The organism is uncultured Campylobacter sp., assembly GCF_937973075.1.
In the GTDB taxonomy this organism is placed as follows: domain Bacteria; phylum Campylobacterota; class Campylobacteria; order Campylobacterales; family Campylobacteraceae; genus Campylobacter_B.
Genome location: NZ_CALBWL010000015.1, coordinates 1 through 14,876 on the forward strand (window position 1 = coordinate 1; position 14,876 = coordinate 14,876).

General features: G+C 47.7%; 16 protein-coding genes. 1 reads left to right on the forward strand and 15 read right to left on the reverse strand.

Going from position 1 to position 14,876, the window contains the following annotated elements; translation table 11 throughout:
* The coding region (locus Q0274_RS01680; protein ID WP_298027115.1) for a 3'-5' exonuclease at positions 1–229 on the forward strand (229 nt) is incomplete at its 5' end.
* A gap of 861 nt (positions 230–1,090) precedes the next feature.
* On the opposite strand, the gene upp is transcribed toward Q0274_RS01680, so the two are convergent.
* The 15 genes from upp to Q0274_RS01755 all read right to left on the reverse strand — a co-directional run bounded on the left by upp (position 1,091) and on the right by Q0274_RS01755 (position 14,816).
* Positions 1,091–1,717, reverse strand: coding sequence for a uracil phosphoribosyltransferase (upp, locus tag Q0274_RS01685; protein WP_298027181.1), 627 nt, complete (start codon positions 1,715–1,717; stop codon positions 1,091–1,093).
* Positions 1,718–2,306: 589 nt separating this feature from the next.
* Positions 2,307–2,900: a BON domain-containing protein gene (locus Q0274_RS01690; protein WP_298027118.1), complete on the reverse strand. Its 594-nt coding sequence runs from the start codon at positions 2,898–2,900 to the stop codon at positions 2,307–2,309.
* Positions 2,901–2,984: 84 nt separating this feature from the next.
* Positions 2,985–3,167 carry a hypothetical protein gene (locus tag Q0274_RS01695; protein ID WP_298027121.1) on the reverse strand — a complete coding sequence of 61 codons (183 nt, stop codon included), beginning with the start codon at positions 3,165–3,167 and terminating at the stop codon, positions 2,985–2,987.
* 108 nt (positions 3,168–3,275) lie between these two features.
* Positions 3,276–4,049: an SDR family NAD(P)-dependent oxidoreductase gene (locus tag Q0274_RS01700; protein ID WP_298027124.1), complete on the reverse strand. Its 774-nt coding sequence runs from the start codon at positions 4,047–4,049 to the stop codon at positions 3,276–3,278.
* A 275-nt stretch (positions 4,050–4,324) separates the two neighbouring features.
* The gene (locus Q0274_RS01705) at positions 4,325–4,693 is read right to left on the reverse strand and encodes a pyridoxamine 5'-phosphate oxidase family protein (RefSeq protein ID WP_297880010.1); all 369 of its coding nucleotides are present in this window, start codon (positions 4,691–4,693) and stop codon (positions 4,325–4,327) included.
* Between the two features lie 98 nt (positions 4,694–4,791).
* On the reverse strand, positions 4,792–5,472 hold the full coding sequence (locus tag Q0274_RS01710) for a DNA alkylation repair protein (RefSeq protein ID WP_298027127.1): 681 nt from the start codon (positions 5,470–5,472) through the stop codon (positions 4,792–4,794).
* Between the two features lie 249 nt (positions 5,473–5,721).
* On the reverse strand, positions 5,722–7,518 hold the full coding sequence (locus tag Q0274_RS01715) for a Mur ligase family protein (protein WP_298027130.1): 1,797 nt from the start codon (positions 7,516–7,518) through the stop codon (positions 5,722–5,724).
* Between the two features lie 841 nt (positions 7,519–8,359).
* Positions 8,360–9,091, reverse strand: coding sequence for an alpha/beta fold hydrolase (locus tag Q0274_RS01720; protein ID WP_298027133.1), 732 nt, complete (start codon positions 9,089–9,091; stop codon positions 8,360–8,362).
* On the reverse strand, positions 9,081–9,299 hold the full coding sequence (locus Q0274_RS01725; RefSeq protein WP_177389042.1) for a type II toxin-antitoxin system Phd/YefM family antitoxin: 219 nt from the start codon (positions 9,297–9,299) through the stop codon (positions 9,081–9,083). The genes Q0274_RS01720 and Q0274_RS01725 overlap by 11 nt, the downstream gene beginning before the upstream one ends.
* A gap of 60 nt (positions 9,300–9,359) precedes the next feature.
* On the reverse strand, positions 9,360–10,391 hold the full coding sequence (locus Q0274_RS01730; protein WP_298027136.1) for a D-alanine--D-alanine ligase: 1,032 nt from the start codon (positions 10,389–10,391) through the stop codon (positions 9,360–9,362).
* A 23-nt stretch (positions 10,392–10,414) separates the two neighbouring features.
* A complete protein-coding gene (ruvA, locus tag Q0274_RS01735; protein ID WP_298020223.1) occupies positions 10,415–10,969 on the reverse strand; it encodes a Holliday junction branch migration protein RuvA in 555 nt (184 codons plus the stop codon).
* A complete protein-coding gene (locus Q0274_RS01740; RefSeq protein WP_297998030.1) occupies positions 10,966–11,529 on the reverse strand; it encodes a hypothetical protein in 564 nt (187 codons plus the stop codon). The genes ruvA and Q0274_RS01740 overlap by 4 nt, the downstream gene beginning before the upstream one ends.
* Before the next feature lie 2 nt (positions 11,530–11,531).
* Entirely contained in the window at positions 11,532–12,461 is a 930-nt protein-coding gene (locus Q0274_RS01745; RefSeq protein ID WP_298027139.1) for an MlaD family protein, read from the reverse strand.
* Positions 12,462–12,945: 484 nt separating this feature from the next.
* A complete protein-coding gene (locus Q0274_RS01750; protein WP_298027143.1) occupies positions 12,946–13,716 on the reverse strand; it encodes an ABC transporter ATP-binding protein in 771 nt (256 codons plus the stop codon).
* Positions 13,713–14,816, reverse strand: coding sequence for an ABC transporter permease (locus Q0274_RS01755; protein ID WP_298027146.1), 1,104 nt, complete (start codon positions 14,814–14,816; stop codon positions 13,713–13,715). The genes Q0274_RS01750 and Q0274_RS01755 overlap by 4 nt, the downstream gene beginning before the upstream one ends.
* Positions 14,817–14,876 lie beyond the last annotated feature (60 nt).

A 14,876-nucleotide genomic window follows, 5' to 3' on the forward strand; every position in this document is an offset into this window, starting at 1 on the left:
GGGGCTTGAGTTTTGCAGCGTCTATCTCATCGATCTGGCGCAAAACCGCTTTCCAAACCTAAAGCTAATGACGATGGGCGGCAGCCTAGAGGAGGAGCGGCGGCTATTTTACGTGGCAGTCACCAGGGCGCGCGACGAGCTGGTGCTAAGCTACGCGAAATTTGATAAGATCAGAAAAGTTAGCTACGAGCCGAGCTGCTTTTTAAGGGAAGCGGGGCTGGTGAAGTAAGGCAAATTTTGCTCGTTAAATTTGAAAATTTCATTTTAGCGCGGGCGGATCATTTGAGTAAGAATTTTACTCCTCGCGTACGTCTGGTACGCCGCCCTGCTTCTTTGACGGATTGCTGAAGTAAGAATTTTACCGTGCGATTTTTGTAAATTTTACGATTTGTAAATTTTTGCGACGCGGACGTTGCGCGATATTTTGCGGCTCGATAAATTTCACAGGCGGTAGCGGGGTTTGAAGCTGCGATTGAGAGGCGTGGTTGCATGGGACTTTTTTGCGAGCTGTGCGCGGGCTATGTGGCAGCGCGATCAGGGGCGGTCTAAAAATAGCGATATTTGCGGTGCGGGCGGCTGCAAAATTTTACGCCGCAACTTGCGGGATTAAATTTTAAAATTTTGCTCCCGCTCTCCGCAGAATTTTAATGCAGTAAAAATCTCCGCAAAATCTTGCGCAGACAGAATTCTACGGCAAAATTCGGCGATAATGAAATTTCGCCGCCCTATTTCATCTTTCTCTTACTTTGAAATTTATGTGTTCTATACATCGCGGAGCTCAAATTTTATTTGATAAATTTCAAAATGCCGCAAATAATTCCACGACGAGTTAAAATTTTAAAACGCATCAAAATTGCGACGCTGCAAAATGTAAAATCTCACTATGTATTACGCACGCTGTAAAAAATACACGCCTTGTCAAATTTTGCCGCGATGAAATTCCGAGCCGCGGCAACCCGCATATTTATAAATAGATTTCGCGTCGCGTAAAATTCCATTGCCGGTAAAGTTTGCTGCCGATCAATTTATCGCCGCATAAAATGCTGTCCGCGCAAATTTAACGCAGCGCAAAGTTCTTTGCCGCGCAATTTCACATCGTATTAAACACCCTATCTCCCGCATCTCCGAGGCCCGGCACGATATATTTTTGTTCGTTTAATCTCTCGTCGATCGCCGCGGTAAAAACCTCGACCTGCGGGTAGATCTCGCTAAATCTATGAAGCCCCTCGGGCGCTGCGATGATGGAGATAAATTTGATCTTTTTGACGCCGTTTTTCAGCAGAAATTTCACCGCATCGATCGCCGTGCCGCCGGTCGCAAACATCGGATCTATGATGATTGCGGTGCGCTCCGCAGCGTCGGTGGGCAGCTTGGCGTAAAAAAACTCCGCCTGCGCGGTTTTTTCATCGCGCTGAAAGCCCAGAAATCCAACGCTAGCATCGGGCATAAGCTTAAAAACGCTATCCAGCATCCCCAGCGCGGCGCGCAAAATCGGGCAGATCATGATCTTTGTGGCGAGCTTATACGCGCTGGTTTGCGCCACGGGCGTATGCACGCTCACCTCCCGCAGCGCCAGATCGCGCGTCGCCTCAAACATCATCAGGTAGCTGATCTCATCGACGAGCATGCGAAACTGAAACGGATCGGTCCCCCGATCGCGCAGTATCGTGAGCTTATGCTCGATTAGCGGGTGCTTGATCAGCCTCACGTTAGGCAGCTCGCACGCGGTTTGGTACGTACAATTTTGGCTTTGGCTCATTTTCTCTCCTTAAATTTACTGAATTTTGCGCCCTTTGGGGCATTTTAATCGTATGTTTTAGCGCGAGCGCTCGCGTCATTTCGCTGAAATTTCGCCGATAACGGCAGCGCGATTTTGAATTTAGCTCATTTTAGCTCGCAATGCACGCGTTATGTTTAAATTTAGCTCGGCGGCTCGCTTTAAATTTAACGCCTTTAAAAACGCAACGCTATAAATTTAGCTCTCGCGTGCGCTTTTGATTTAGCCGCCACTTAAACAGGGCGCGCTTTTTATCGGAATGCCGGGCGCTACTTTTCGGCGAGCGCTCGCGGCGTAAATTTCATCTGCGAAATTATCGTCTGAGGCGGCTTTAAATTTACTTAATGCTCTCGCTCGTGAGCCAAATTTTAAAATTCCACGTTATCTTGCGCGCCGATAAAATTTTAATTTCATGCACGCTGATTGCCCCGCAAACGAGCTAAAATAAATCGAGCATATCCTTAAATTTAGCCCGCCGCAAGCGGTTAAATTTACCGTACCGAAGCGGTTAAAATTAACCGCAAAGCCCCTACTCCTTCACCACGCGCAGGAACGAATACACGTCCTGAACTCCCGGCGTGTGCGTCGCGTACCAGATCGCGTGCTTTTCGTGCTCGATGTCGCTCACCACGCCGCTAAACACCACGTCGCAGCCCACGATCGCCACGCGCACCGCAGTGCCCGAAACATCGGTGTCGGAAAATAGATTTTTCTTTAAATTTGTAAAAATTTCGAACGAATTGCACGGATATTCGGGCTTTTTGACGCGCAGATAGGTATGCACGCGCTGCACGCCTTCGGTTTGTCTAGCTAAAGCAAGTAGCGGCTCACGCATCGCTTCGCTATCCAGCAGCCCGATGAGATAGACCTCGCCGTAGAAGCATTCGACTTCCAAATCCCAGCTGCTAAGGCCTTTGGTAAATAGAATTTTGCTTTGGATTTTAGTCTGGATGAGCTTGTCGCTAGCGACCTCGCTGACGCTGCGGCGGTCGCGCGCTACGGAGTAGATGTCGTATACGCTAAGCGCGTTGCCAGCGGGCGCCAGCGGAGCCGCGCACGAGCTAAATAGCGCCGCACAAGAGAGCAAAAACACCGCTAAAATCGCTAGAAACAAAACCCTCAAACCCTCTCCAATCTCGTTTAATTTCTAATTATCTCAAGCCGGCTGCTAGCTCCGCTTTTTAAATTTAGCCCCGCAGGCGCCGTTTTATCGCAGCTTAAAATTTTGCGCCGCGAGATTCCGCCCAAACCGCGCGCCGCAAAATTTTACAATATAAATTTTAAAATTTACGTTGTAATTCGCACGGCTTGCAAAATTTTGCGCTTTCGCCACGGCGGAATTTCGCGCGCAGTATTCGTCGCCGTAAAATTCTACGTGGCTAAATTTCATTGCAAATTTGCCGCTGCGAATTCTACGGAGTAAATTTCTCGCGGCGGAATTCGCTTCTGTAAAATTTTATATTTCAAAACCCGCGCCCAAAATTCCGCCCGGTCGCGGCTAATTCGTCGTAAGTCCGCCGTCTATCGCAAATATCGCGCCGCTGACCCACTTCGCCGCATCCGAAGCCAAAAACACCGCCGCCTCGCCGATGTCCTGCGCGCTGCCGATTTTGCCGAGCGGATAGATATCTTGCACCATCTGCTCAAATGCCTCGCGCCCCTGCGGGCTAAGCGCGCTTAAATTTCGCTCAAACTGCGGCGTCAGCACGCTTCCGGGCGCTATGGCGTTGACGCGAATGCCGAGTTTGCCGACCTCGAAGGCAAGCGATTTGGTGAAAGAATTTAGCGCGCCTTTAGTGATCGAATACGCCGTCGTGGTGCGCCCCACGAGCATTCTGTTTGCGAAATACGACGAGATATTGATCACGCAGCCCTTGCTAGCCGCAAGCGCGCCCAAAAGCCCCTGAGTAAGCAGATAGGGCGCTTTGACGTTTAGGTTTAGATGAGCGTCCAGCAGCGCTTCGTCGGTCGCCTCAAACGGTACGAATTTTCCCAACCCGGCGTTATTTACAAGGATATCTATCTTAGGAGATTGCGCTAAAATGCGCTCGCAAATTTCTTTTATCGTTTTGTTTTGCGCCAAATCTGCCTCTACCGCGTAAGCTTTCACGCCGTAACCGCCCAATGCCTCCTGCGCGATTTTTAATTTCTCTTCGCTTCTGCCGAGCAGGATCAAATTTGCGCCCTCTTCGGCAAAACACTTTGCGATGCCAAGCCCTATTCCGTCGCTTCCGCCAGTGATTACGGCAATTTTCCCCTCTAATCGTTTCATACTTTTCCTTTCAATGCGTAAATTTAAGTTCTAAAAATTTGAGCGAGATTTATGGATCTCGCAGACTTCGAAATTTTGCAGGCTTTGAAATTTTATTAACTTTAAAATTTCGCCCGCTTTAAAATTTCGCGGCGAAGCGAAATTTCACCGATAAAATTTTACTAACTTTAAAATTCTACCGATAAAATTTCACGGCGGAATTCCATCACAAAGCTTGCGGCGGAATTTCATCGGGAATTTCATCCGTAAATTCTACCCAAACTGCGCCGCTTGGCTTACAGCACCTGTTTTACGCTACTAGCCGTGATTTCAAGTAGCCTCGTAGCAAACGGAAATTTCGCCTTCGTTTCTTCAAACTCCGCACCGCTATCAATAAAACGCGCCGTGCCCTTCACTACAAAGCCACGCCCCGCTCCGAACCTGCCTGCTAGCTCCTTTGTAGCGACGCTAATCTCGACGTTTGGATTTGCCTCCACGTTGCTTTGCGTCTTTTTCATACCCGCAGCGGGGATGAGGATGCGATCACCCTTAATGACGAGATATCTGTTCCACGTATTGCTGATATGAGCCTCGCCCTGCGCGCAGGTAGCGATACCCACGGCGCATTCATAATTCAAAATCTCCAAAAATTCCTTGCTAAACATTTTCTCTCCTTAAATTTACATTTTAAAGCTCGCGATTTTGGCTGACAAGCCCCGCGCGCAACTGAAATTTTAACTACCTCCGCCACTTTCTGCTGCGGCTAAATTTTATATTTCAAAAGCGCCTCCTTGTTGGCTTTGCTTACGCGAAAGCTATCGCGAATCTTCGATATCGCCTTGTTTTGGATGAATTTAGCCAGCCGCCTGCTCGCCAAAAACGCAAGCGTGATCTCGCGCTGCTTGATAAACATCTCAGCTATCGCCCACGCCGTGCCCATCTGCACGTAGTACCGCTCGTCGCTTTCGGCGGCGCAAATTTCAAAAAATTCCTTAGGCGAGATCGCGTCCATATTTCGCATAAAATAAACGTAGAAAAATCGCCTCTCAAACTCGCTCGCGCCGCTTTTAGCCTGCTTTAGCAGCGCGTCCGCAAGATCGGCGCCCCTGAATTTCGGAGCGAACATATCGCAAACCGCCCAATTAGGCATCGTTTTGATAAAACTGCTCGCAAGCGCGAATTTCGTCTCATCCTGCTTCAAAAGCATTATAAAAAAGCCCTTTAGCACGAACTCCTCGTGAAAAACGGGCTCGTAATTTTGCAGCTTGCGACGCGCCTCGTCCGCCTCTCCCAAAGCGGCGAAGCTTTTGCGGGCAAGCGCGCGAAGTGCCGGAGTGCGCACGCCCAAAATCTGCGGCGCGGGTATTAGGCGCTGCGAAAATTTCGCCAACTTCTCCTCGCTTAACGCCCGCAGCTGCCCTAGCATATTTTCTCGTAAATCCATAGCTTTCCTTTAAATTTTGATTTAAAATTTTACCCACCAAACGCAAGCCGATCTCGGCGCGCCGAAATTTAGCCGCACAGGCTTTTATTTAAACAGATTGCGCCGCACACTCAAACTAATCATCACCCGATAGATCGCGCTACTTTAAATCGCCCACTATACCCGCTTCAAAGCCTTTTGCCTAAAAATACGCCCTGCCAAATCGCGCAGTATGCCTCAGAGCAGAGCAAGCCGTATCGCCAAAGCCGCTTAAATGAAGCTCGGCGCGTCGTTTGAAAACAAAATCAGATCGCCGCTGTGCGTATTTTCGCTCAAAACCCGCTGCAAATCGCGCTTGTCTTTCAAAACGATAGTCTTTGCGGGACTGATCTTGCTTTGCAGCACCTCGGAATTTAGCTCGCCCGTAATGATTGCAAGATCAAAAATTTCATCGATTTTGGCGGCCAGCGTCTCGTTGTCCTCGCGCGTGCTCTCGACGATGCCCGGCGTGATGATGACCTTGCGCCCGCCGTAGCTTCGCATCAGCTCGTAGCTTTGCAGCATGCCGCTTAGATTGCCGTTGAAACTATCGTCGATGATGATCTTGCCGCCCGCATCGAGCCGCGCGAGGCGGTGCTCGACGGCGCCGACGTGCGCAACGCGGCTTTTGATTTTATCTGCGCTAAGCCCTAAAAATCGCGCGATCTTTATGCACGCGGCGAGATTTGCGGCGTTAAATTTGCCCAAAATCGGCGCGAAAAACTCATGTCTCTCGCATAGTTCTCTCCGCCCGTTTGAAATTTTACGCTCGTTTGGAGCCTCTTGCACGCCCTGCTCTTTGCTGCCGCAAATTTTATCGTCGCTAGCGGCACGGGCGGTTTGTTCGTAAAATTCTCGCTCGCTTTGTTCGGCGTAGGATATGGAATTTACGTCGTTAAAATCGGCGCCGTAATTTTTAGAATTTTTGTCTTTTCTCGCGCATGCCGCACTGCCTGTATCTAGGCTCAAATCATCCTGTCCTTCGCTCTCTGCGGCGGATGTGTCTGCGCGCGGCACAGAATTTTCGCAGCTTGCACCGTTTTCATCCTCGCTCAAGCTAAGGCTAAATTTTATCCCGTCCAGATCCGCGCCGCAAATTTCCAGCCCCTCGTCGTAGATCGTGACGCGCTCGTCCGCGCTTTTTTGCGTAGAGCTGTGCAAAAACGCATGCTTTAGCCGCGCACTCGTGAGCGCTTCGAGCTTGGTTTTGCGGATGTTTTCGATGCTTTTGAAATACTCGATGTGTTGCGCGCCGATCTCGCCCACGACGACGATCTGCGGCGCCAAAAACTCGGTGATCTCGGCGATATCGCCGCTTAGCCTGGCGCCCGCCTCGGCGATGTAGATCTCCGTATCTGCGGGTAGCGCCTCGTTTATGTCGCGCACTAGCCCCGCTAGCGTATTTACCGAGCGCGGCGTCTTGTAGCAGCGAAAGTCGCTTTTTAAAATTTGATACAAGAAATTTTTAATGCTCGTCTTGCCGTAGCTCGCAGTGATCTGAATGATCGTAAGCGAGGGCATCTGGGCTAGTTTTTTGCGTGCGGCGGCCTTAAATTTCGCAGCCTGCGCTTGCTCGTAAGCAAAGCTCGCCACAAGAGCGGCGCCAAGCGGTAAAAAGATCGGCAAAATCGGGCCCCCCGCGGCATAAAACGCGGCATTAAAGCTAAACACACAAACCGCCAAAATCGCAAAAAATCGCTTCACGCGCGGCGTAAAGACGAGCTTTTTATCTAGCCCTCTTTGCCAAAAATAAAGCGCTAGCGCATAGGCCGCGATGATTAAAATTTTAGCGGCGCATAGGGCATAGAGGAATGCAGTGCCAAATTTAGCTGCGCCGAGACCTACCGCGATCTCGCAGCCGAAATACGCCGCCAGCGGCAAAATCAAAAAATAGAGGTGCCACGCGGGTTTGGTGAAGTGAAAGATGATGCGCGCGGGCTTGTACGAAAACCACTGCAGGCAGGTGATCAGATAAAAGCCCAGCAGTAGGACGAATGCCGCGTGCGCGATCAAAAATATTATATTCATCTTTTAAAATTCCTTTTTATAAGTTTAGGCGCCTGTTTTGCGAGCCTGTGCGGGCAAAACGCGGCAAGCTCGGGTTAACCGGCATTCGGCGTCATTTGCAAATTTTACGAATTTTCGCTTTGCAAATTCTATTTTTGCAAACTTCGCTAGCTTGCAAATTCATTCTCTCATGCTGGCTGCACGAGCCGCGCTAGATAAATTTACTGCCGCCGCGCTGCGTCTGCGTTCTCGATACCGCGCCGTATCTATCTTTCGCGATCTGAAATTTTCGCACGCTGCGTATCTTGCGACATCGAGCCCTATCTCGCGCGATGATTTGCATTATTTACGGCACATAGGCCTTGTATCGCGGCAAATACATGACGCAGCTATGCGGCCAAATTTAATCGTCTGCTTTACGATACACACACGCGGTTTCACCTCATTTATACGGCTGCCGCGAACGCGGAACAGAAATGACCCGCTGCCGCATTAAAATTTTAAAATTTAACGCGACACGCTGTGATTTGGGCTTTGCGTTTTATACTATGCGCCCAAAGAGCGGATTTTACGCCGCTAAATTTTAAATATGTGGCGCACGTGCGCGGCTTTTATGTTTAAATTTATGCTTTGGTTTGCGATCTCTGACGCAAACAGATTGCAAAATTTAAAACGCGGGAGAACTGCACTAAAGCGCCGCATTGAAACGCTTTTTAAAATGCGCCCGCTCTTGCCTTTCGCACGATCTGTTTTTATATCTAAAGCGCGATTTTTAGCAGCGCTAAAATTTCGCGGTCAAATTTTAAAATTTACACCAAATCGCGTTTCGCTTTAAATTTAGAGCGGTGCCAAATCTTTAAATTTAGCTGCCGCTAAGCTCCTTTTCGATCTGCTCGCCGATAAAATCCGCGCTTTGCAAAAAGAAAAAGTGATCTCCCGCCAGCGGATAAAATTTGCTGTTTTTGACGAGCGAGTGGATCAGCTCGCCGCTTTTTAGGCTAGTGGCGCGATCGTCCTTGCCCCAAAAGATGAGTGCTTTTTGCGGGCTTAGCGCGGAAAAAATATCGCGGAAGTCCTCATTTACGACGTTTTTTAGCGTCTCATACATCGTCTTGCTCATACCTGCGGCGTCCTTGCTCGCAAATGCGCGCCAAAGCCCCGCCAGTCCAAGTCTTTTTAAAATTTTAAAAATCGCGATTTTGGCGCGCACGGTAAAGGGCTTGGGCTCGATGATACCGGCGCTGCTTAGCAGTATGAGATTGCGCGGAGCCAGCAACGCGGCGATCTTGCCGCCGAAGCTGTGCCCCATGATCGCTGCGGGCTGCCTGCCCAAAGCCGCGATAAAGGCGCGCATAATCTCCGCATAATCCTCGCTACCAAGGGCACGCACGGGCTGCGAGCTGGCGCCGAATCCCGGCAGATCAACGCACACTAGCGCGTAACGGCGAAATTTATCCGCAAAAACCCTAGACATAAGCGCCTTGTTCGCTCCCCAACCGTGCAGCACCAAAATATATTCGGCACGCTGCAAATTTGAAATTTCGTAGCTGATTTTGTAGCTCTCGCCGCCGCAGACGAGCTCCTTACTCGCCACCGCCGCTCCTTTTGGCGTAAACGGCCTTGAGTAGCTCGACTGCTTTTTCGAGCCGCTCAAACTCGCTCATACTGATCATCACAGCTTCGAATTTGTTGTTTTTAACGATCAGGGCTTTTTTAATCTCTTGGTTTTTGATCTTGTTTAAAACGGTGCTGAAGTTGCGCACGATCTCGGTAGCGGTGTAAATTTCGTCTTGATTTATCATAACTCGACCTTTTGGAGTAAAATTTTACGCAAAATTTAGCGTAAAATTTTAAATGATTGGCTACTTATTAGCGGTGATTTTGGTGATCAGCTCATAGCTTACAGGGATCTGCCTCATCGGCGGAAGCGACGAAGCAAGAGCTGCTAAGACCTCGGAGAAATCGTCAAATAGGTAGTTTGCGAGACTACCAGGGTTTGGATTTATCTCGTTTAGATAAATTTCACCCTCTTTTTCAAAAAAATCGCAGCGAATTAGCGCGCCATCGAATGATCCTGCGTTATAAAGCCGCGTAAAGGCATCTTTCATCTTACTCTCTAATAAAGCGCCAGGACGAGCGGGCTCGATCGCGCCACTACGCGAAAAATCCAAATATTTACGCTCGAAATTTAAATAGCCCTCTTTTTTCGGCTCTTCGATGTTTGAAAATACGATTTTGCCGTCTATTTTAGCGCCTGCGAGATTAAATTCCTTTACGTTTTCCCAGTATGGCTCTACGATCGCGCTGTCGTCCAGCTCAAAAGCCTGATCCAGCGCGTAGCTAAACTCGCTTTCGTTCTTGGCTATCGAAATTCCGATGCTAGAGCCCAAATGAGCGGGCTTAACGATGATCGGAAAATTAAAATTAGGCAGACTAGTACGATTTACGATCTCATACGGCAAGGTTTTTACATTTGCGATTGCGGCCAGGTGCTTGGTTAAAATTTTATTATAACTTAGAACGCTAGCTTCGATGCGAGGGCCGATGTAAGGGATGCCAAAAAACTCAAATAGCGCCGCCATTTTGCCATCCTCGCCGTCGCAGCCATGGATTAGATTGATATATGTGCCGACTTCTAGCATGCTTTTGCTAAACATTCCGCTCTCAAAAAATCCGCCTGCACCGATGCTAAGCTCTTTTGCTTTAGCATAGCCGCCCTGCTTAAAATATGCCGCGCGCATATTTTTATCCTCAATGCGGTAAAATTTACGATTTTTATCGCAAAATACAAACTCCAAGTCCCAGCCTTTTAGGGCATTTTTGACGGCAATTGCCGAGATGATACTTACTTCGTGCTCATAGCTTTGAGCTCCAAAAACTAAGCCAAATTTCATTGTTTTCCTTCAAATTTTATTTTCTACGCTAATTTTTTTAACGCCTCTTTGACAAGATCTGACGTATTCGTGCTGCTGCATCCTGCTAAGATTTGATTGATCTTATCGCGCTTAAATCCAAGGCTTTGTAGCGCGGACGCCGCTTCATTTTTATAAGTCTCGCTAGGACCGAATTCCATTAGCTTCGCATCGCCTAGTTCGGCAATGATCCGTCTAGCAGTCTTTGGGCCGATGCCCGGAACTGAAGTTAGCGTCGCAGCATCCCCCGTAGCTACGCAACGCGCGAAATCCTGCGGAGCGAGGGTCGAACAAACCGCCATCGCCGTGCTTGCACCTACACCACTAAGCTTGATTAGAGTTTCAAACATCCTTTTTTCACTCTCGTCTAAAAACCCATACAGCGAATCGGCATCCTCGCGCAGAATTTGAACGCACGCAAGCTCGGTCAGCCTGCCCTGCGTGAGCTTCGCGGAGGTATTTAATGACAATGAAAGGGCGTAGCTCACGCCGCTAGCGCATTTAATGACGCAAGCAGTGGGCTCCTTGCGCGTTATAATCCCTTCGATCGCCGCTATCATCTAAGAGCCTTTAAAATTTCATTTATACTCTCATTAAGCGCTAAATTTAGAGCATTATAAATGCTTTGCGAGCTAGGATCAGGCACGAAAACGCGCTTAGTGACGATGCCTGATTTTATGCTTTCTAAAGAATTTAAAATTTCATATCCCATCGTGACGGTTGCCTGATCGTTATTAATCTGAAGCGCTACGATACTGGTTTTTAGGCGCAAATCCCGCTCTTTTGGCACGAAGATCGGATTTAGCGAGCAGGTGGAAAATGCCGCATCAAGTAGCGCCTTATATACCATTTCGCTAGGCATAGTGATAAATTTGGCGTCGCTTGCGAACCGCGTTCGGTTTCTAAAATCCACTATTAAAATATCCCGCCTATCGACGAGATCTGTCGCCGTAATGGTGTCGATAAAGATATTTTTGCGCACGCCGCTAGGATTTACGCAGCGCTTTTGATCATAACGCAGCTCGTAGTAGGTGTATGGCTTAGCCTGCTTGGCTAAGCAGCCGCCTAAAAATATCGCCGCCAGCGTCGCAGCAAGCGTAAACTTTATAAAATTTTTCATCTTTATTCCTTTTTATCGTCGCGATCCGCGCTTTTAGAAGTGTCTTTAAAAAAGAAATCATAAGGATTGTCCTCTAGCCTAAACATCGCGCCTTGGAATTCTCTAAGCGATTTTTTTAGCTCGCCAAGAGTGTTTTTTGCCTCCTCAAGCGTAGGATCCAAGATCGCTTTTAGATTGTACTCGCCGCGATCGATACGCTTAGTGATGATACCTGCGGTTTTATCCAGCGAATTCGATAGATTGGCAGCACTCACGGCAAAAGCGTTTAGATTATCTAGCAGCGCGTCTAGCTCCTTCTCGCGCTCGTTTAAATTCGCTATGAGAGTATTTACGTTAGCAAGCAGCGCATCTAGGCTTTGGAATTTTTTCTCATCACTTAGCTCAGCGCTAAATTTATCCATCGAAGATAGAATTCTATCCACTTTATCGGTATTTTGCTTAGACAACAGCCCATTAATCTTAAAGATCATCTCACTCACGCTATCGGTGATGACTTCAGCTTTAGAGCCGATTTTATCAAGAAGCGTTTTATCCAGCGCAATTATCGGCTTTTTATCATTCGGCGGGAAAAGCTTGCCGCTTCCTTTCGTGATATTTATAAACGCGATTCCGCTGATGCCTTGAGATTCTACCTTAGCGACGCTATCTTGCGAGATCGGTAGCTTGCTTTTTACCGAAATTTCAATCTCAATAATCGCATTTTCGATATCGGCAAAGTCGATGCTTTTGATTATGCCCGCATTTACGCCGATAAATTTAACTTCGGAATTCTCCTTAATGCCTACTGGAAGCTCTTTTGTGTGGATATAGTAGGAGCGGTAGCTCTCGCTGCGATCAGTCTTTGTAAGCATCCACCACATAAATGCCGTAAGAGCCGCGACGCAAATCATAACAAATGCGCCTACTATCGTGTATGAAGTTCTATTTTCCAATCTTTTCTCCTAATTTCAGAGCGTAAAATTTAAGCCCTGCGATATGCTTTAAAATAGCCATTTGGGCTTAAATTTTAAAACTTAGCACTTTCTCAAATAGTCGCAAAATTTGCAGAATCATCTGAGTTTAAATTGTAAAGCTTAGCGTGCATTTTGAAATTTCAAAATATCGCCGCGCCGTATTTTAGCGTAAAATTTTACCGCCCCGATTTAATTTAGCGCCATTTGCTTGTTAAAATTTTAAAATTTAATGCGCTATCCCGCACATGCGCCCTTAAATACGACCCGCCTGAATTTTAAAATTTCGATTGAGCCGCTACGGCCTAAATTTTAAAAATTTAAGCCCTGCGGAGCCCGGAATTCCTAGCTAGGTTTGAAATTTAAAATTTTCCCGCCGCTATTTTAAAATTTCAGCTTGCACCTATCTAATTTTATCCGATTTTACCCATCGCGACATGTATTTCGGCTCGGTAAATTTCAAAACTCAATCCCTTTGCCGCATCTTAAATAGCTCTTCAAGCGGGTTGTTCTTTAGGCTTGAAATTTCCTCGATGCTTCCTTCAAAGGCAATTTTTTGATTATCCACGATCAAAAATCGATCCAAAATGTCAAAGATACTGTCCACGTCGTGAGTCACCATCACGACCGTGACGCCGAGGCTGTCTCTAAGCTCGCAAACAAGCCTATCAAGGGATCTGGCGCTGAGCGGATCAAGCCCCGAGTTTGGCTCGTCCAAAAATAAAATTTCAGGGCTAAGTGCTAGCGCGCGAGCCAGCGCCACGCGCTTTTTCATACCGCCGCTAAGCTCGTTTGGGCTAAGCGCAGCAGCCTCCTTCTTAAGCCCCACCTTTTGGATCCAAAACATCGATAGCTCATCTATCTCGCGCTCGCTAAATTTAGAGTATTCGCGCAGCAGCACGCCTACGTTTTCGAGCACGCTCATCGAGCTGTAAAGCGCACCGAACTGAAACATCACGCCGCATTTTAGGCGGATCTCGTTTTGTTCCGCCTCGCTCGCGCGCCAAATATCGCGCCCGAAAATTTTAATCTCGCCGCTTTGCGGGCGCTTTAAAAATATGAGCGTTTTCATTAACGTCGTTTTGCCGCTGCCGCTGCCGCCTAGGAAGCCGTAAATTTCGCCCTTTTTGACGCCAAAGCTCACGCTATCGTGCATAATGCGCGATCCGTACGCGGTAGTAACGTCGCGCGCGACTATAATTTTAGCGCTTTCGCTGGATTGTACTTGCTCGCTCATAGCCCGATTTCCGAAAACAAAACCGCAAATACCGCGTCGATCGCGATAACCCAAAATATCGCATTTACGACGCTAATGGTGGTGTATTCGCCGATGCTTTGGGTATTTCCTTTGACCTCAAAACCCCGCATGCAGCCGATGATAGCAATGAATGCCCCGAAAAACGGCGCTTTAATCACACCTACTAAAAAATGCCTAAGCTCTACAGAAGCCTTAAATCTATCCAAATAATCGCTAAAGGCTATGTCTAAATACGCGTCACACACTATCATCTGAGCAAAAATACTTACCGAATCTGCGATAAAAATGACTAGCGGCATGATTAGTACCATCGCGATAATGCGCGGCATCGCAAGAAAATAAAACGGATCAAAGCCCATCGTCCTCATCGCATCGATCTCTTCGGTGATCTTCATCACACCGATCTGCGCCGTAAAGCTCGAAGCCGAGCGACCCGCGATAACGATGGCGGCGATTAGAGGCGCTACCTCACGGAGCGTCAAAGCACCCATTATGTCGATGATATAGATGCTGGCGCCAAATTTAGAAAGCATATCCGAGCCGATGTAAGCAAGCACGATACCAATTAAAAATGCCGTCAATGAGACGATGAAAAGCGCGTCTATACCGCTATCTTTGATGAAATTTACGGTTTCTTTGAAGCGGAATTTCATCGGATGAATTATAAAAGCCGCGAGTTTGGAAAAAAACTCGCCCAAAAAGCCAGCAAGGCTTAGCAAGCCTAAAATTCCAAGATGACAATAAAGTCCGATCTGCGCTAAAAAATTTAGCCTACGAGACTCGGGCACGTAGCTAAAATCGATCGTTTTATCATCCATAAAGCTTAGAATTTTGGCGGCTTTGCAGCTATCCTCCACAAGACTAACCCGCTTGCCGGCAAGGGCGTTTTTGATCATCAGCGCCATGAAATAGTCTAAATTTGAAATTTCGCTTAAGCTTAGCTCCAGCTCGTTTAGATTTTTTACCGCTTTTTTTAGTGCAAGCAGCTGAGCGCGCGAGCTTTTGTAGTTCCACTGCCCGCGTAGCGATAAGGTGTTTTTCCCGCCCGAGCTTTCGAGCGAAAAGGCTAAATTCCGCAAAAATTTCTCTCCAAAATCAAAAAATAGGGGAAATTATAATATAATCAACCTTGGCATTTT